The sequence below is a fragment of the Rhodospira trueperi genome, assembly GCF_900101965.1.
In the GTDB taxonomy this organism is placed as follows: domain Bacteria; phylum Pseudomonadota; class Alphaproteobacteria; order Rhodospirillales; family Rhodospirillaceae; genus Rhodospira; species Rhodospira trueperi.
In genome coordinates, this window is the sequence record NZ_FNAP01000028.1 from 1 (window position 1) to 17,216 (window position 17,216).

At 67.4% G+C, this 17,216-nt stretch carries 13 protein-coding genes; 4 read left to right on the forward strand and 9 right to left on the reverse strand.

The features are described 5' to 3' along the window. A partial coding sequence (locus tag BLS85_RS17895) for a hypothetical protein (RefSeq protein WP_425438490.1) occupies positions 1-891 on the reverse strand: 891 nt, incomplete at its 3' end. A gap of 331 nt (positions 892-1,222) precedes the next feature. On the opposite strand from BLS85_RS17895, the gene BLS85_RS17900 reads away from it, so the two are divergent. Both BLS85_RS17900 and BLS85_RS17905 read left to right on the forward strand, forming a co-directional pair. After that, positions 1,223-2,530: a tyrosine-type recombinase/integrase gene (locus BLS85_RS17900; RefSeq protein WP_176793900.1), complete on the forward strand. Its 1,308-nt coding sequence runs from the start codon at positions 1,223-1,225 to the stop codon at positions 2,528-2,530. A 115-nt stretch (positions 2,531-2,645) separates the two neighbouring features. Continuing rightward, positions 2,646-2,981, forward strand: coding sequence for a hypothetical protein (locus tag BLS85_RS17905; RefSeq protein WP_143027260.1), 336 nt, complete (start codon positions 2,646-2,648; stop codon positions 2,979-2,981). Here BLS85_RS17905 and BLS85_RS17910 read toward each other — a convergent pair. Then, on the reverse strand, positions 2,929-6,483 hold the full coding sequence (locus tag BLS85_RS17910; RefSeq protein WP_092788103.1) for an ATP-binding protein: 3,555 nt from the start codon (positions 6,481-6,483) through the stop codon (positions 2,929-2,931). The two genes, BLS85_RS17905 and BLS85_RS17910, sit on opposite strands and share 53 nt — an antisense overlap. A 58-nt stretch (positions 6,484-6,541) precedes the next feature. Continuing rightward, positions 6,542-7,744: a patatin-like phospholipase family protein gene (locus BLS85_RS17915; protein WP_092788104.1), complete on the reverse strand. Its 1,203-nt coding sequence runs from the start codon at positions 7,742-7,744 to the stop codon at positions 6,542-6,544. Between the two features lie 132 nt (positions 7,745-7,876). Here BLS85_RS17915 and BLS85_RS17920 point away from each other — a divergent pair, with 132 nt between their 5' ends. Next, positions 7,877-9,712, forward strand: a complete 1,836-nt coding sequence (locus BLS85_RS17920) for a hypothetical protein (protein WP_143027261.1) — start codon at positions 7,877-7,879, stop codon at positions 9,710-9,712. Between the two features lie 136 nt (positions 9,713-9,848). After that, positions 9,849-10,684, forward strand: a protein-coding gene (locus tag BLS85_RS17925) for an IS5 family transposase (RefSeq protein ID WP_425438491.1) whose coding sequence is annotated in 2 segments (ribosomal slippage) — positions 9,849-10,230 and positions 10,230-10,684 — 837 coding nt in all. Because the reading frame shifts where the segments join, the coding sequence is not laid out codon by codon here. 33 nt (positions 10,685-10,717) lie between these two features. Here the strand turns inward: BLS85_RS17925 and BLS85_RS17930 are convergent. The 6 genes from BLS85_RS17930 to BLS85_RS17955 form a co-directional block, all read right to left on the reverse strand. Then, the gene (locus tag BLS85_RS17930) at positions 10,718-13,501 is read right to left on the reverse strand and encodes a tetratricopeptide repeat protein (protein ID WP_143027262.1); all 2,784 of its coding nucleotides are present in this window, start codon (positions 13,499-13,501) and stop codon (positions 10,718-10,720) included. 110 nt (positions 13,502-13,611) lie between these two features. After that, a complete protein-coding gene (locus tag BLS85_RS17935) occupies positions 13,612-13,944 on the reverse strand; it encodes a hypothetical protein (RefSeq protein ID WP_092788108.1) in 333 nt (110 codons plus the stop codon). Between the two features lie 247 nt (positions 13,945-14,191). Then, a complete protein-coding gene (locus BLS85_RS17940; protein WP_092788109.1) occupies positions 14,192-14,857 on the reverse strand; it encodes a lytic transglycosylase domain-containing protein in 666 nt (221 codons plus the stop codon). Next, positions 14,845-15,381, reverse strand: coding sequence for a S26 family signal peptidase (locus BLS85_RS17945; RefSeq protein WP_092788110.1), 537 nt, complete (start codon positions 15,379-15,381; stop codon positions 14,845-14,847). The genes BLS85_RS17940 and BLS85_RS17945 overlap by 13 nt, the downstream gene beginning before the upstream one ends. Beyond that, complete coding sequence (locus BLS85_RS17950) at positions 15,378-15,629, reverse strand: helix-turn-helix transcriptional regulator (RefSeq protein ID WP_092788111.1); 252 nt, start codon at positions 15,627-15,629, stop codon at positions 15,378-15,380. Before BLS85_RS17950 ends, BLS85_RS17945 begins: the two co-directional genes overlap by 4 nt. Positions 15,630-15,827: 198 nt before the next feature. Further along, positions 15,828-16,166: a DUF736 domain-containing protein gene (locus BLS85_RS17955; protein ID WP_092788112.1), complete on the reverse strand. Its 339-nt coding sequence runs from the start codon at positions 16,164-16,166 to the stop codon at positions 15,828-15,830. Positions 16,167-17,216: the final 1,050 nt, after the last annotated feature.

Here is a 17,216-nt window from a genome sequence, read left to right on the forward strand (position 1 = left end):
ATCGGCGAAAAACCGGTCCGGGTGGGCCTGCAGTCGGGCGATGACGGAACCGGCGAGGCCGCGCCGGCGCATGGCGGCGAAGGCCTGATCGTTCAAGACATAATCGCCGTGTCCGGCCCGCAGCAGGTCGAGGAAATTGAGCCGGCTCTTGGAAACCGTGGTGGCGAAGGCGGTGAAGGCGTCGTTGCCGATCTGGGTGCAGACGCCATTCCGGCCCTGGTGGCGGGCGCCGGTGTCGTCCACCGAAATCCACCGTCCGTGGGTCAGGCCCGCCCGCAGAACGTCCCGGGCCTCGGTCACGAAGAGGTCGTTGGACGCGGTGAGGATGCGCACCACCTGCCGCTGGGAGATCGCCACGCCCAGCCCTTGCAGCATCTCAACAAGGCGCGGCACCGTCGTCTGACCCTGATGGTACTGGGCGAGAATGAAGCGCTTGAGCGCGGGACCGAAGTGATCGGTGACCCCATCGGGCAGTGGCGCCAGCACCGTGACTCCGTCCGGGGTCACCCAGCGTTCGCGGTGATAACACACCGTGCGGGCTTCGATCCGCAGCTCCTGAACCGTGAACGGCACGGTGCCCTTGAACCGGGAGCCGGGCGGGACACCATCGACCGCGATCCGCCGCTCCTCGACCGGACCCGACGGCTTTTTCGGCCCGCGCCGCCGCTTGCCCTCGCGCCGGGGCCGTTTGTCCGTTGCCTTGTCCATGCCGGACGGCTTGGAGGGCGGCTTGATGTCGGGCTTGCCCTTCAGACCCTTCAGCCGCGCGATCTCGTCGCGCAACGCCCCGTTCTCCGACACCAGCCGGGCGTTCTCTTCCAACAGGCCCAGCGTCAGCGGCTTCAGCGTCGCCGGATACAGGGCATCAATGTCGAACGGCGGCTTGACCATGCCCGCAGCGAATCACGAACCGCAAGTTCGCGCAACCAAATGTGAGTCGCGACGCAGCCACCGCCCGCACTTCTACCCCGGTTACCGTTTCTGGCCGTAAGCTCTTGATTTAATTGGTGTGCCCAGCAGGACTCGAACCTGCGACCCGCTGATTAAAAGTTATGTCGACGGGGGTAGCGGGAGCGATCACAGCATCACAGAGGAATCGTATTTTATCATTAATATTCATTGCATTAGGGAGCTGCGTCCGGCATCGTTACGATATGGGAAAACGCTTCGTATCACGTCGTCTGTTACCCAGATGTTACCCAGAAGGCCTGAGGAGGGGCTCATGGGACAGGTCCTGACAGATCGGTTTGTCAAGGCAAAAAAGCCCGGCGCGGCCCGGCTTGAGATCCCGGATGCGGGAGTCCAGGGATTGTACTTTGTGGTTCAGCCGACCGGTGGGAAAAGCTGGGCTTTGCGGTACCGATGGCAGGGATCGCCGGTTAAGTACCGGCTCGGCGACTATCCGGTCATCGGCCTGGCTGAAGCGCGCGACAAGTCTCGCGACGCGCTCCGGCTCCTGGATGCCGGCACCGATCCGCGGGAAGTGAAGCGAACCCAGGCGGTCCCAGAGGCACCACCAGACGACACGATCCGCGACATCATCACCGAGTTCATCGCGCGCCATGCCAAGGTCAGGAATCGAAGCTGGCAGGAGGTGGAGCGCGTGCTCCGGCGTGAAGTCGAACCCGCATGGGGCCATCGCCGCATTGGCGAGATCGAGCGCAAGGACGTGATCCGCCTGATCGATAGCGTGGTGGACCGGGGCGCGCCGGTCATGGCCAACCGTGTCCTGGCGCACACGCGGAAGCTCTTCAACTGGGCGGTTTCCCGCGATCTGGTCGCGACGTCGGTCTGCGCCGGGGTTGCCGCCCCGGCTCAGGAGACCAAACGCGACCGCGTGTTGTCGGAGGCGGGACTACGCGCGCTGTGGACCGCCTGCGACGATGTGGGCGAGCCGTTCGGGTCCATCGTGCGTCTGTTGATCCTGACCGGCCAGCGTCGAGACGAGGTAGCCGGCATGCGATGGACCGAGGTCGACACGGATGCGGCCCTGTGGACCATCCCTGGCGAGCGCGCCAAGAACGGCGTTCGTCACCCAGTTCCGTTGGGCGAAACGGCTCTGTCGATCCTGGCGTCCCGGCCGCGCGTGATGGCGGCGGACGAGTCAGGCGGTGGAACAGCGCGCCACGTGTTCACGACAACGGGCGCGTCGCCGTTCAGCGGGTTCTCGAAAGCGAAGGCGCGGCTGGACGCGGCCATGGAGCGGCGCTTGGCCGAAGAGACCGGGGAGGCGACGGGCGACGGACCAATGGCGCCTTGGCGCTTGCACGACATCCGCCGCACGGTGGCGACAGGGCTTCAGCGCCTGGGCGTGCGTCTCGAGGTCACGGAAGCCATTCTCGATCACGTCTCCGGCTCCCGGGCAGGCGTGATCGGGATCTACCAGCGCCATGACTGGGCCAACGAGAAACGGGCGGCGCTGGAAGCGTGGGAGCGGCATGTGATGGAGACCGTAATGGCCCAGCCGTTGGGCCAAAGTGGCGTGGATCGCATCGGCCAGGGCGCGCCTCAAAAAAGAGATGGAGGGTAGGGCACGACCAGTTTTTCCAGCGGCACGGATTGGGACGGCGGCGTGGACGGCCACGAGCAGGGACGCTCGGGGGGGCGACCGTCTCACCGCCATGTTCTGCCTCTCCGGTTTGAGCATGGGACTGTTGCTGCCGCCGGCGGGGGCGGTCTCCGTCTATGCCGAGAAGCGGGCGTTCAAGGACCACGCCCACCAATCCCACCGCATGGGCGCGGTGTTCCGCCGGGCGGTGGTAATCCTGACCGGCCCCACGGGGCAGGACGAGGTTCGCGACCAGCGGGTGCTCCGCGATATCGGCCGGGAAGCCCTGGGCGAGAACGGCGATTGGCTGCTGGCCCACCGCGACCGGCCGATCGAACCGATCAAGGGGGGGGGATTTGGAATGGGGTCCAGCGCGGCAGTCATTGCCTCTTTCGCGAGCCCGGCTTGGAGCCTCCATCATTTGGCGGCGTGACTTCCTCCAGAGTTGCGATGCGGCGTTTCAGTCCGTCGACAAACCAAGCATTGGTCGGCGCCAGTCGATTGGCAGCCGCCAAGTCCTCGGTGATCTGGAGGGCCTCCGCGTAGTGGTCCCGGGCCTCGGCGGCTGTGCCATGATCCGCCTGCCAGTCACCAATTTTCCAGTGGGAGACAATTAGGCCCCGCTGCCAGTGACTGTTATCGGGATCGCGGTCAACCAAAACGAGACTTATGTCCAAGCTTTCCTGATAGGCAACAAGGGCCGCTGCCGGATCGTTCAGCCGCAGCTGCATATTTCCGATACGACTCAGAGCTACCGAAACGTCATTCTGCCAAAACATGTTTTCCGGATCTTTTATCGCCAGAGAGCGTATGATCTCCAGGCTCTCCTGAAAGGCCGCCAGGGCCGCCGTCGCGTCCCCCGCCCGCAGCCGTACATCGCCGATCCGGTTCAGACTGTTCGCAACAAGGTTCTGCCACCGAGTATTATCCGGATCGCGCTCCGTCAGGGCGTGGCGGATCTCAAGCCCCTCCTGGTAGGCCGCGCGGGCCGCGGCTACATCCCCTTCCTGCAGCCGCGCATTACCGACATTGTCCAGGTTCATTGAAAGGTTATCTTGCCACAGGGGATTGTCTGGATCGCCCGCTACAAGGGCGCGGGCGATCTCTAGAGCCTCCTCATAGGTCGCTAGTGCTGCAGCCGCTTCCTCTTGCTGTGATCGCACATCTCCGACCCTGTTCAGGCTAGCCCATACGTCGATCTGGAATTCCAACTTGTCCGGATCGCGCGCCGCGAGGGCGCGGCTGATGTCCAGGGACTCCTCGTAAGCCACGAGGGCGGCTGCCGCGTCGCCCGCCAAGAGACGCACATCGCCTATTCCCAGCAGGTCAGCCGAGACGCCCCTCTGCAAAACTGTATTCTCTGGATCGCGCGCTGCCAGAGTACGCTGTGTGTCCAGCCCCTCCCGGTAGGCGGCTTCCGCATCGCTCAGGCTGCCTTGTTTCGCCAGCATTTCCCCGAGTTCGTTTAGAGCGACTGCTTTGCTGCGTTGCAGGCCGGCATCGTCGGGAAAACGCTCCGACAGAGTGTCCTGAAGTTTGCGCGCTTCCTCCAGGATGCTGCGGGTGATGGCAATGGGCACACTGGAGTCCTTGAACTTCTGCGCCAGATCGACGACCAGGGTGTTGGCGGCCCGGGTGGCGGTGCGCAGGGCGGATTCCGCTTCGTCCTTGCGCTGCTCCGCGATCACCGCCTGACGTTCCGCTTCCCTCTGCCCCGTGAACCCGAACCACGCGCCCACCCCCGACAGCACGGCCAGCAGGGCCATGGCGGCGGCCACCATCCGAGTGCGGCGCAGGCGGCGATCGCGCCGGGCGCGGGCGGCCTTGGACGAGGCTTCGATATAGGCGATGGCCGCCGCCTCCAGATCCTCGCGGCGGCGGGAGAGCAGATCCTCGGCCTCGGCCAAAGCGATGCCGTCGGGCAGCAGGCGGGCAGGGTCCCTGTTCTGGTCCAGCCACACCCCCAGCGCCGCATGAACCCGCCCGCGCGCCTTCAGGAAGTCGCGCTCGCGGGCCAGCAGTTCCGTATAGCGCGGCCAGCGGCGCAACAGCGCCTCGTGCGCCAGCCGCACCGTGGTCCGGCCCTGGCTTTCTCCCTGGGCCAGCGGGCCGGCATCGCTGACCAGCAGCCGCGCCGCCACCAGGGCATCGACCACCGCCGCCCGCTCCGCCGTGCGCGCAAGGTCCGCCCCGGCCACCACCCGCAGGGTCGCGGCGTCGGCACCCTCTGCCCCGTCTCCGGCCTCCAGCCCGGCCAGCGCCAGCAAAACCCCGTCCACCGCCTTTGCCCGGTCCGCGCCGAGCGCCGCGCAGGCAGCCTCCGCCCGACCAGCGATGGCGCCTTCCAGACCGCCCAGCGCCTCGTAGCTCTCAAAGGTCAGCTCCGACCGTCCGTGCTCGTCCACGTCCCGGCGGTACAGTTCGTCCAGGGTGAACTCCAGCAACGGCAGCGCGTCCGGGCCGCCCGCGGCCTCGCGCAGCACCGTGTCCAGGCCGGCGCGGGTCTCCGGGTCCTGCTCGAACGTCAGGCCCGCCGCCTGGGCCGGCAGCCGGATGATCTGGTCTAGCTCCGCCCCGCTGGCCGGCGCCAGGGTGATCAGCCCATCCCCGGCGCTCAACGCCAGCAGCGCCGGCACCTCGGCCAGCCGGTGGAAGAAGTCCGACCGCAGGGTGGCGATCACCCACACCACGCCACTGTCCGCCAGCGCCAGCAGCAGGCGGGCAAAGCGCTCCACCGCCTCCGCCGGGAAGGCCCTGGCGTCCGTGAAGATCTCCTCCAACTGGTCGATCACCAGCACCAGCACCAGCCGCGCCGGCGGCGGCCCGTCTGGCCGGGTCGGCAGGCGCTCGCCGTTGGCCACCTGGCGCAGTGCCCTTTCCAGAATGTCGCCGCCGCCCCCTTCGCGCAGGCGCGCGGCCAGGCGCTCGGCGGTGTAGTCGGTCGCGATCTCCGGCAGCGCCTCGCGGCGTTCCAGCAGCGCCCACGCCAGCCGGTCGAACACGTCGCCATCGTCGGCGGTGCCATGGGCACCCGGCATCAGAATACAGCGCCGCCAGACGCTGATGCCCGAGGTCACCCCCGGCCGTTCCAACAACGGTAGCACACCGGCGCGCACCAGCGACGACTTGCCGCTGCCGCTGGCGCCCAGCACCAGCGCAAAGGCCCGGCCCCGCTCCGCCTGGGCGCTGAGCGTGTCGATCACCTGGGTCCGCGCCTGCCAGCGGCCGAAGAAGATCGCGGCATGCTCCACGTCGAAGGCGCACAGGCCCCGGAACGGCGAGCCCTGGTACCACGACAAGCCCGCGTCCGCGCCGCCGCCGTCCGGCGCGGCCGGCTCCGCCGGCAGCAGCCGCTTCAGCCTCGCCCGCAGGTGGGTCTCCAGCTTTTCCTCGAACTGGTCGGCGGACGTGTACGAGTTGTATCCCAGCTTGAAGCCGCCCGTCTCCGCGTCCTTGAAGTGGCGGGTCCAGAAGCCCTCCAGCGCGTCCAACTGCTCCGCCGCGTGGCGCAGCGCCTTGCCGTCGCGGCCGGTGGCCCGGGCCTCGGTACGGTTGCGGTAGACCAGAAGGTCCGGCCGTCCTTTCTCGGCGTGGGCCTGCAGGGCGTTCTCCACCTCCCACTCCGTGCCGGTCACCGGCACGCGCCCGTCCAGACCGTGGTACTCCCGCTTGTCGGTGCGCGCCGGCAGCGGCGAGCCCAGCCGCGACCACAGGATCACCACGACGATGTCGCTGTCGCCCGGCAGCGGCTCGATGATGTCCTGGAAGTGCCCCCCGGCCAGCATGGGCTCGGTCTCCCAGAGGTAGGGGCGGACCTCCAGGAAGCGGCCGAACTCCTGGTTCAGCCGGTTGATGACCAGGACACAGCGGCGCCGCTCGGCGGCCACGTCGCCGGGCGACGAGATGAAGACGGTAACGGGGGTGCGGTCTGGCATGGGGGCGGCCTTGGGATCGGGACGACACGAAGGGGGTGAACCACATCACCGCGCGCCATCATACCGGCGCGACGCAGCCCTCGCCAGAATCCTTGCAGACCCCGTCGAACGCCGGCGGAAAATGCGCCGCCCGCACCTGGCGTTCGGCGGCGGCGCCGGCGATGCGGTAGGCGCTGTCCACGGCGGCGGCATTGTCCAGGCGCTCGAACGCCTTCGCTTCGTCGTCCGAGATCGTGATCCCGGTGTGCTCAGCAACCCAGGACGGATCGAACTGCACATCGTAGCGCTGGAAAGACAGCAGGGCCCGCCCGCCCAGCAGATCATCGGACAGGTCGCCAACCTCGTTGTTCACCGGCCAGGGATCGGCGGGGGTGGAGAGGACCTGCAACAGGGCGAGGGTCATCCGCTGGTTGTCGGCGATCACCCCCGACAGCGCCCGCATCGCCACCCCAAGCGCCGACATGCGCCCGATCTGCTCCCCCGGGACGCGGCGGCGATGGCTTCCGGTGCCCACCGAGACCAGCAACAGAGTCTGCGCCCCCGGTGTCCACCTCAGCCCATACGCAGACAGCGTCGCCGCTTGCAGCATGGCCAGCGACGGGTTGTTGTAGGGCGACACGCCGCCATCCACGAACCAGCCCGGCGGCTGACCCTCGACCACGGCGATGGGCTCCGGCTTGAAATAGTAGGGCGCCGCCGTGCTCGCGCGTAGCAGGCTGGCCAAGCGGTAGTATCGGTTGCCCAGGGTACCGCGCTCGGTGCGGGTGTCCCAATACTTTGTGCCGGGGATGTTGGTCACGATCCACGGGCTGCCGGTGTCCATGCGGCTGGTGACGATGACCAGGCCGGTCTTCAGGTCCGGGCTGTCCAGGGTCCGGTCGCCGACCTCCGCCAAGATTTCCTCTACCAGCGGCTTGGCATCGAACAGCAGCTGCACACCGGCGATGCGGAAGCGGCTGCGGCGAAAAATCTTCCTGGTGCGCTCCGTATAAAACCGGCGCAGGTGGTCGACCTTCAGGCCCAGGGCCAGACCGGTCGCAATCAAAGCCCCGGTGGAGGTGCCCCCGATCAAATCGAAATAGTGACTCAGGCGGAAGCCGTCCGGATCGTCGGACCGGGCCGCCAGCATGGCCTCCATCCGTTCCAGGAAGGCGACGGAGACGATACCGCGCACCGCGCCGCCATCCAGGGCCAGCATGCGCTTGGGACCCGGGCCGAACAGGTGCCGGTCGCGGTCGCTGGGATCGGTGGTGTTCGACATGGCTGGCCTTCGACGCTACCCTGCGGGATGATTTCCTGCTGACCACACGGAAAACCACAAAGGACGGAGCGGTTCAAGGGCCATGGCGTCCGCCTGTCCAGTCGCGCGCGGAAAGGGATCGACAGCGTGTTCATGAAACGAACCGGGCCCCGGATCGGACCTCTGCCCCTCATCGTCGGGATCACCGGGCACCGGGACCTGAGCGAGGCCGCCCGTGCCCCGGCGGAGAAAGCGGTGCGGAGCCTGCTGACCACGCTGCGCGCCACCTATCCCCACACGCCGGTGCATGTGATGAGCGGCGCGGCTGAGGGTGCGGATCAGCTTGCCTGCCAGGTGGCGTTGGACATGGGCCTGCCGGTCATCGTCACCCTGCCCATGCCGTTGGACGACTATGCGACCACCATGTCCGATGACGCGGCGCGAGCGGGCCTGTCCAGCATCGTGGATCGCGCGGTGCTGACCGTGACCCTCCCCCCGCCGCTGGCGGGCGCCCCCGAGGGGGTGCCGTCGGTCACAGCCTACGAGCAGTTGGGGCTCTATCTGGCCCGCATCAGCCACATTCTGGTGGCGTTGTGGGATGGGGTCCCGCATTCGGGCGAGGCCCACCGGGGCGGTAGCGCGCATGTGGTCGCCATGCGCATGACGCCGGAGGCCGCCCCTGATGTGGCCGTGTCCAGCCCGCTGCACCCCGCGGGCCTGGACGAGTTGGACATGACCGATCCCGGGCCGACCCTGCGCCTGGGCGTGAGCCGCGCGGACCACCCGAACGACGGCTCCCTGGGGCGGCTGTTCGATGCCCGCGAGACCGATGGCGCCGCGTTGACGGACATCGCCGCCACCGTGACCGTGGACAGCCTGGCCCGGCTGGACCAGGCCAACCGGCGGCTGGCGATGCGGGGCCGGGCGAAAACCCGGCGGATCGACCAGGGGGCCGCGTCGCTGATCCCCGACGGCCGGATGCAGGCCGAGCCAACGGCCCGGCGCGCGGCCCTGGATGTGCTGCGCCGGGCGCGGGCGACGGCGGCCCTCGGCGCCGCCCGCTACCAGACGAGAACCTACCGGGTGCATGCCGGCTTGGTGGCGGCACTGCCGGCGGCGGTTCTGACGTTCGAGGTCTATTCGCACCTCTATCAGGATATCACGGCGCTGTCGGCCTATCTGGCCATCGTGGCCGGCGCGTTTCTGTTTCACTACGGCGTGTCCGCGCGCCTGGAATGGCAGGCGTGGTACCAGGACCTGCGCGCCCTGGCCGAGGCGCTGCGGGTGCAGGCCTTCTGGGGGCTGGCGGGCATTCCGACACCCGTGTCCGAATGCTACCTGCGGAAACATCGCGCCGATCTGGCCTGGATCCGCGATGCCGTGCGCGGGCTGTCCCCTTGGGGGCTGTCGGCGGCGGTCTCCGGCCCGCCCCGGGTGGAGGCAGTGACGGACCTGTGGGTGCGCAAGCAGGCTACCTTCTTCGGTGGCGCGGACGGTCACGGCGGCGCGGCGCACCGGGAGCAGGGCCGCACCCGCCGGTTCGACCGCCTCACCACCATCGCCTATCTGTCCGGCCTGGGCGTGGGGCTGGCTTTGCTGGCGTGGGAACTCTATCCACTGGTCGCCGCGCACGGCGCGGATGGCGCGCACGCCGCCCATGGTGCCGATGCAGCCGATGCCCACAGCGGGCACGGCGGCCACGGCCTGGGGTTCGGCCTGGCCGTCACCTTGATGGGCCTCGCCCCCGCGTTCGCCGGCGCGTTCTCTGTCTATGCCGAGAAGCGGGCCTTCATGGACCATGCGCACCAGTACCACCGCATGGGCGCCGTGTTCCGCCGGGCCCTGGCGATCCTGACCGGCCCCCGGGGGCAGGACACGGACCGCGCCCAGCGGGTACTGCGGGAGCTGGGCCGGGAAGCCCTGGGCGAGAACGGCGACTGGCTGCTGGCCCACCGCGACCGCCCCATCGAGCCCATCAAGGGGGGGTGAGGGGAAAGGAGGGTACGGCTATTTGCCAACCCTTGATGACCTGTTGTTTGTTGTTAGAGCCTGACCCAAAAGGGTCTTGCGCCCGGATTGGGTGCGTGATTCAAAGTCATCGGTATGGACTACCGAGTGACGCGAGATGTGGACCAAAGAGCACCGGGACACCTACAAGCGAGACAATGACCGATACCCGAGCGACCTGACGGACGAAGAGTGGGCGCGGCTTGAGCCGCTGATTCCGCCGCCGAAACTGGGTGGCCGTCCGCGAAAGACGGACATGCGTTCGGCAATGAATGCCATCCTGTACCTTTTGCGGACGGGGTGCCCGTGGCGCTATCTGCCGAAGGGCGACTTCCCGCCTCGCTCGACTGTCTACAACATTTTCCGCAAGTTTCAGCGGGAGGGCGTGTGGGAAGCGATCTGGGCGGAACTGCATGTTGCTCTTCGGGAACGCATGGGGCGCGAGGCCAGCCCGACCGCCGCCGTGATCGACAGCCAGTCGCTGAAGTCGGCGGAAAAGGGGGCGGTCAAGACAACGCAGTGGGTTACGACGCAGGCAAAAAGGTGAAGGGCCGCAAGCTGCATGCCCTGGTGGACACCGAAGGCCTCCCCTTGCGGGTCGTCGTCCATTCCGCCGGCATCCAGGACCGAGATGGCGCTGCCCGTGTGCTCGACAAAATCAGGAACCGCTTCCCCTGGCTGGAACTGGTTTGGGCCGATGGCGGCTACAACGCCCATCAGGTCAAGGATGCCGTGGCCAAGATCCCCGTGCTGCGCATGGAGATCGTCAAAAGGACCGATGACATGAAGGGCTTCGTCGTCCTGCCGCGCCGTTGGGTGGTCGAACGAACCTTTTCCTGGTTCGGACGTAACCGCCGTTTGGCGAAGGACTACGAGAACCTCGCCGACACCCTTGCCGCTTTCGTCAGCATCGCCTCCATCCAACTCGCTCTGCGACGGCTCGCCCGCCAGTAGGCTTTTGAGTCAGGCTCTTAGCCTTCTAATCACTCAATCAGACCACTCCTCCAATATCGTAATGCGACGTCTTAGATCGTCGATCATCCACACATATCGGGAATCCAAGTCATTATTTCGAGCGAGGCGTTCTGCGATATCTAACGCCTCTACGTAGTTTTCTCGCGCCTCATTAAAGGAGCCGTGTTCGGTTTGCCAAGCACCGATTTTCCAATGGGTTATAATCAGGTCAAGCCACCACTCTATTTTCAACGGCTCCAACGCAACCATTTCTTTTGATATATACAAACTTTCCTTGTATCTCTCCAGGGCAACATTGAATTCCCCTGCTTTCATATTTGCGTCACCTATGTTGTTAATGGCGGCGACAAGATCGTGTTTCCATTGCGCATTGTTCTGGTCCAATTCAGTAAGCGTCCGCATCAAAATTAAATCATCATCGTCAGGTAATACAAGTGCAGGCTCTATTTGTCGTTGTATTCGCAGATTTCCAATCCTGTTCAAGGTAAGCTGAGCTAGACGAGCCTGTTTTTTAGCCTCTTCTTCTTTTGTTTCTGCCTGTCGCCTCGCCTCAAGTTCGCCCTGATAACCAAACCACGCCCCTACGATCCCAAACACTGACAACGCCGCCAGCACCGCCATCGCGGCGGCCACCATCCGGGTGCGGTGCAAGCGGCGGTCGCGCCGGGCGCGGGCGGCTTTCGACGACGCTTCAATAAAATCGACGATTGGCTCTCCTGCCGCCTCCAGATCCTCGCGGCGGCGAGACAGAAGGTCCTCGGCCTCGGCCAGGGCGATGCCGTCGGGCAGCAGGCGCGCCGGATCCTTGCCCTGGTCCAGCCAGACGCCCAGGGCCGCCGTCACCCTCTCGCGCGCCTTCAGGAACTCCTGCTCCCGGGCCAGCAGATCCGTGTAGCGCGGCCAGCGGCGCAGCAGCGCCTCGTGCGCCAGCCGCACCGTGGTCTTGCCCCGGCCGCCGTCCCCCTCGGCAACCGGGCCGGCGTCGCTTACCAGCAGGCGCGCCGCCACCAGCGCGTCCACCACCGCCGCGCGTTCCGCCGTGCGCCCCAGGTCGGCCCCAGCCACCACCCGCAGGGCGGCCGCCTCGGCGTCCTCCGCCCCGTCCCCGGTCTCCAATCCAGCCAGCGCCAGCAGAACCCCGTCCACCGCCTTTGCCCGGTCCGGTCCCAAGGCCGCGCAGGCGGCCTCCGCCCGGCCGGCGATGGCCCCCTCCAGGCCGCCCAGGGTCTCGTAGCTCTCAAAGGTCAGCACCGACCGGCCGTGCTCGTCCACGTCTCGGCGGTACAGCTCGTCGAGCGTGAACTCCAGCAGTGGCAGGGCATCCGGACCGCCCGCCGCCTCGCGCAGCACCGTGTCCAGGCCGGCGCGGGTCTCCGGGTCCGCCTCGAACGTCAGGCCCGCCGCCTGGGCCGGCAACCGGATGATCTGGTCCAGCTCCGCCCCGCTGGCCGGGGCCAGCGTGATCAGCCCGTCCCCGGAGCTCAAAGCCAACAGGGCCGGCACCTCCGCCAGGCGGTGGAAGAAGTCCGACCGCAGCGTGGCGATCACCCACACCACGCCGCTTTCGGCCAGCGCCTGCAGCAGGTTCCCGAAGCGCGCCACGGCCTCCGCCGGGAAGGCCCGCGCGTCGGTGAAGATCTCCTCCAACTGGTCGATCACCAGCACCAGCCGGGCCGGCGGCGGGGCCTCCGGGCGGGTGGGCAGGCGCTCGCCGTTGGCCACCTGGCGCAGGGCCCTTTCCACAATGTCGCCGCCGCCGCCCTCACGCAGGCGCGCGGCCAGACGCTCGGCGGTGTAGTCGGTCGCGATCTCCGGCAGCGCCTCGCGGCGTTCCAGCAGCGCCCGCGCCAGCCGGTCGAACACGTCGCCATCGTCGGCCGCGCCATGGGCACCCGGCGTCAGAATACAGCGCCGCCAGACGCCGATGCCCGAGGTCACCCCCGGCCGCTCCAACAACGGCAACACACCGGCGCGCACCAGCGACGACTTGCCGCTGCCGCTGGCCCCCAGCACCAGGGCAAAGGCCCGGCCCCGCTCTGCCTGGGCGCTGAGCGTGTCGATCACCTGGGTGCGCGCCTGCCAGCGGCCGAAGAAGATCGGCGCGTGCTCCACGTCGAAGGCGCGCAGGCCCCGGAACGGCGAGCCCTGGTACCACGACAGCCCGGCCGCCGCGCCGCCCCCGCCGGGCACGGCCGGATCCGCCGGCAACAGGCGTTTCAGGCGCGCCCGCAGGTGCGTTTCCAGCTTTTCCTCGAACTGGTCGGCGGAGAAGTAAGAGTTGTAGCCCAGCTTGAAGCCGCCCGTCTCCGCGTCCTTGAAGTGGCGGGTCCAGAAGCCCTCCAGCGCGTCAAGCTGCTCCGCCGCGTGGCGCAGCGCCTTGCCGTCACGGCCGGTGGCCCGCGCCTCCGTGCGGTTGCGATAGACCAGCAGGTCCGGCCGCCCTTTCTCTGCGTGGGCCTGCAGGGCGTTCTCGACCTCCCACTCCGTGCCGGTCACGGGAATGCGGCCATCCAGACCGTGGTACTCGCGTTTGTCGGTGCGTGCCGGCAGCGGCGAGCCCAGCCGCGACCACAGGATCACCACGACGATATCGCTGTCGCCCGGCAGGGGCTCGATGATGTCCTGGAAGTGCCCCCCGGCCAGCATGGGCTCGGTCTCCCAGAGGTACGGGCGGACCTCCAGGAAGCGGCCGAACTCCTGGTTCAGCCGGTTGATGACCAGGACACAGCGACGCCGCTCGGCGGCCACATCGCCGGGCGAGGAGATGAACACGGTAACAGGGGTGCGGTCGGGCATAGGAGGCGCGGGCGGAACGGGCACGGTTGGGACGAAACAGGCTTGACGTTGCCATCATAGCGCTTCAGTCGTGCGCGGGCTAGCACTCCCGCGCCTGTCGGCGAACGCGATCAGGCTGGTGTAACGCCTACGTCCTGGCGGTCGCGTTGGATGGCGCGCAGGTGCGTGCGGGCCGTGTCCATCCCCTTCCCGGCGAGGCGGACGATGCGTGCCTTGACGATGACGCGGCGGCGCGACCTCGACGCCGACCGATACCGCCCCGCCAGCGCGGCGGCTGGCACCCCACCACGTCCGATGCGGCCGAGCCCGGCGCCGGGCTTGGGCACCGCCCGACCACCGGCCCGGTTGACGGCGGCCAGCACCTGATGAGCATAGCGCTTGCCGCTTCTGGAGCCGCGCGAACGCGGTTTGCCGAGCTTCGGCGTGAACTCGTCCTCGGCCATGGCAACCTCCTGAAAAATCACGATACATCAATGGGCTATAATTGAATTGCTCCGCGCCCTCGGCCGGCCTCCCGAAAAAACGATGTGCAGACAACGGGATAGCCGACGAATGGAGGCCCTCTTTTATCTTGCCTTAGCCCCCGCTTTTCTGCTCTTTGCGCTCAATTGCTCTCTTGTACGATGTATATTACTGAGGATTTACAAAAAAAACGCTTCCTACATCGACCTTTTTTGCTTTTGAAGCTGTTCAATCGGCGTCGTCGACGACGGTCTTCAGGGGCACGAACAGGCCGCTTTGGGACGCCGAAAACGACGCGCCGGACGTCGTTCTGAGCGTGAAGAACAGGCCGCGTCCGGACGGAATTGACGTGGTTTGTGTGACGCTGGGGGGTGCATTTGGCGCGCCATTTGATTCGTCCGGCGCCGTGTTTTTCGATGCATCGGGCGCCGAGTTTTGACCGATCAACCGGGTGACACGAGCGATATAGGCGACCGTTTCGGCCGGCAACGGATCGCCGGTCATCAGGTGCGCCTGGTACCGCGTCGGGCCGGCATTGTAGGCGGCGAACAGCCCCGGAAAGCCGAACCGGTCGTGCATCACGCGCAGGTACGCGGCGCCGGCCAGGATGTTGTCCCGTGGTGCGAAGGGATCGGTTCCCAGGGCGTATTCGGCGCGCAATTCGGCCCAAGTCGCGGGCATGATCTGCATCAGGCCCATGGCGCCCTTGGGCGAGATGGCGGCCGGATCGCCCGCACTTTCGGCGGTCAACACGGCCGCAATCCAGGCGGCCGGCACGCCAAGCCTGCGCTCGGCCTCGGCGACATGGGGCCGCCACTCAGCAAGGTCGGCGGCCTGGGCGGGCGCGGCCACGACCGCGATCGCGCCCAGCAGGGCGAGCGTCAGTCGGTCCATAGCGGCACGAGCCTCCCCATCACCGATGCCAACGGCACCGGCCCGAAGTAGCGACTGTCGAAGGAGTCCGGGGCGTCTGCCATGAGCAGGAAGATCTCGCCGTCGGTTAGCCGGCGGCACCCGCTCCAGTGCGGCAACGGGCGTCCGGCGGCGTCCGCCTCAAGGCGGCGAATGACGGTCTCGGTGTGCAGAACGACCGCCGATCCGACGGCGCAGACGTGGTCACCCGCGACGGCGGCGACGCGCTTGATCAGCGGCAGACCGGCCGGGAGATAGCCGCGCTCGGCGGCCAGCGCGTCGACATCAGCGGGCGGGTTGACCAACACCAGGGGACCGCGTTCGGCGGGTCTGGCGACCACCCGGTAAAGCCCGACGGGCGCGCTGGCGGAGGCGTTCCACACCAGCCAGGGTACGGCCCGTTCGGTCGGTGTCAGCGACAGGATCGCCACACCCAGGCCGGCCAGCGCCAGCACGGCGGGACGCTGACGCCGACGGCGGCGCCGCAGGATGGCGCGGGCGGTCATGGCGTGTCTCCCGCATCGGAGGTCGAGGCGCGCTGTTCGCCCAGCGACCAGGCGTCCAGGTCATCGATGTGGTAGCGCACGTATCGACCGTGCTTGCGGAAGCGCGGGCCGCCGCCGGTCAGGCGCATTTTCTCCAACGTGCGCTGCGACAGGCCGACATAAAACGCGGCCTGCGCGGTGTTCAGGAACGGGCTGCCCTTCTTGGCCCGGGCCGCCCGGGTGGCCCCAGAGTCGTTTTTATCGTCCATGGCCGGATCCTCCTCGTATGGGGATGCAACGGGGGCCAGGGTGGCGGGCATGAGGGCGGCGCGGGACGCTCGAAAACGGGCGCGGGCGTTTTCGAGCCCCCCTTGGGCGTAACGGCGGCATGCGCGGGCGGACCCGGCCCAACCACACGAAACCCCGCCGCCGGCGCACCGGGGCGGGGCTCGTGGACGGGGCCGGGATCAGCGGTCGCGCGGCTCCCACAGGGCGATGTGGGTGGTGCCGTCGTCGCCGGGGCGCTCCAGCTTGACCAGCCGCGCGCGGACCCAGTGCGGGCCAAATTCGGGCGCGCCGATCTTGAGGTTGAGGTAGGTCTCGCCGCTGGACTTGGCGATCTGGCTCCAGCCCGCGCCCACTTCGTAGCGCTGTCCGGCGCCCGCGTAGACGCGATGGTCGGGGGCGTTGTCGGACGCCTTGGCGACCGGCACGATGCTCAGATTGGCGGTGACGTTCAGGGTCTTCAGGATGCCGGTGAAGCTGTTGTCGTCCTGCTTTGTGAACCTGCCGAGAGTGATGGCCATGATCGGTCTCCTTAGCCGTGTCTCGCCGGGACCATCCCTGCGATGTCTCGGCCAGGGAGCCCGCGAGACGCGTCGGCCCACCCGCAGCGCAGCGGAGGGCCGGACCGCAGGGGAGGGCCCCAAGGCCCGGCAAATTTGTTCCGCGAGGAATGGCCGGGAGCCGGCCAGGGGAAATTTGTCGGGGCGCGGGGTTGGACCGGCGCGGCGCGGGTTCACGGCCTTCAGGAGACCCGCAGGGACGGTCGCGCGCGCAAGACACGGACGACATTGGAGACCGCAAAGGCCATCCACGGGCAGGCTTTCACTGAACAGACGACGGCTTCATCGGGACACCGCAGACCGCCTGCACCGTCGCCATCCTCGGCATTCGGTGCCGGTTCCTGGCGACGACATCGGGTCCATACGCGTCTCCGCATGGGCGGACGTACGCGCAGTCGAGGATGACGGGAGACGCCTGGTTCGCTGTCCAGCGCGCGGCCTTGGGACCGATCCGCGCGCCTTGAACGGCCCATCCGCCTCGTCCGTCGCGGGTCAAGCCGGCCCCGAACACGGTCGGGCCAACCGCCGACTCGGGAGCCAGTGGGTGCTGATTCCGGCGTTTACGATGGCCTGCCACACGCCGATGTCGGGGGAATGCGAACGGTCATCGACACGCTCGCTAGACTCCTTGTCCTTTGTCTTCCTTGCGCCAGGGGGCGAAGGCGAAGCCCGAAACGCCGAAGGCGGTTCGGTTCACGAGAACCCGGCGCGCGGTGGCTACGCCGCGCGGGCGCCACTATGTTTGTGAGAAAACTGCTGCGCCAACAATCCAAAAAACGGGTACATTTTGGCAACGACAGCTCTGCGCCCCTGTAGGTCATTTGCAAATTTTTTCCGATTTCCCGGAAGCGGCCATTCATTACTGGATTATATCAAATTCCTTTTGTTGGACCATTCAGAACGGTCGCGTTGGGTGTTAGAGTCTGTCCGGAGACTTTACGATATTTTACAAAGCCGACGCATCATGAGCCGGATTGATGCGAGCCGGAGGAAGGCGAGGCCTTTGGCGTT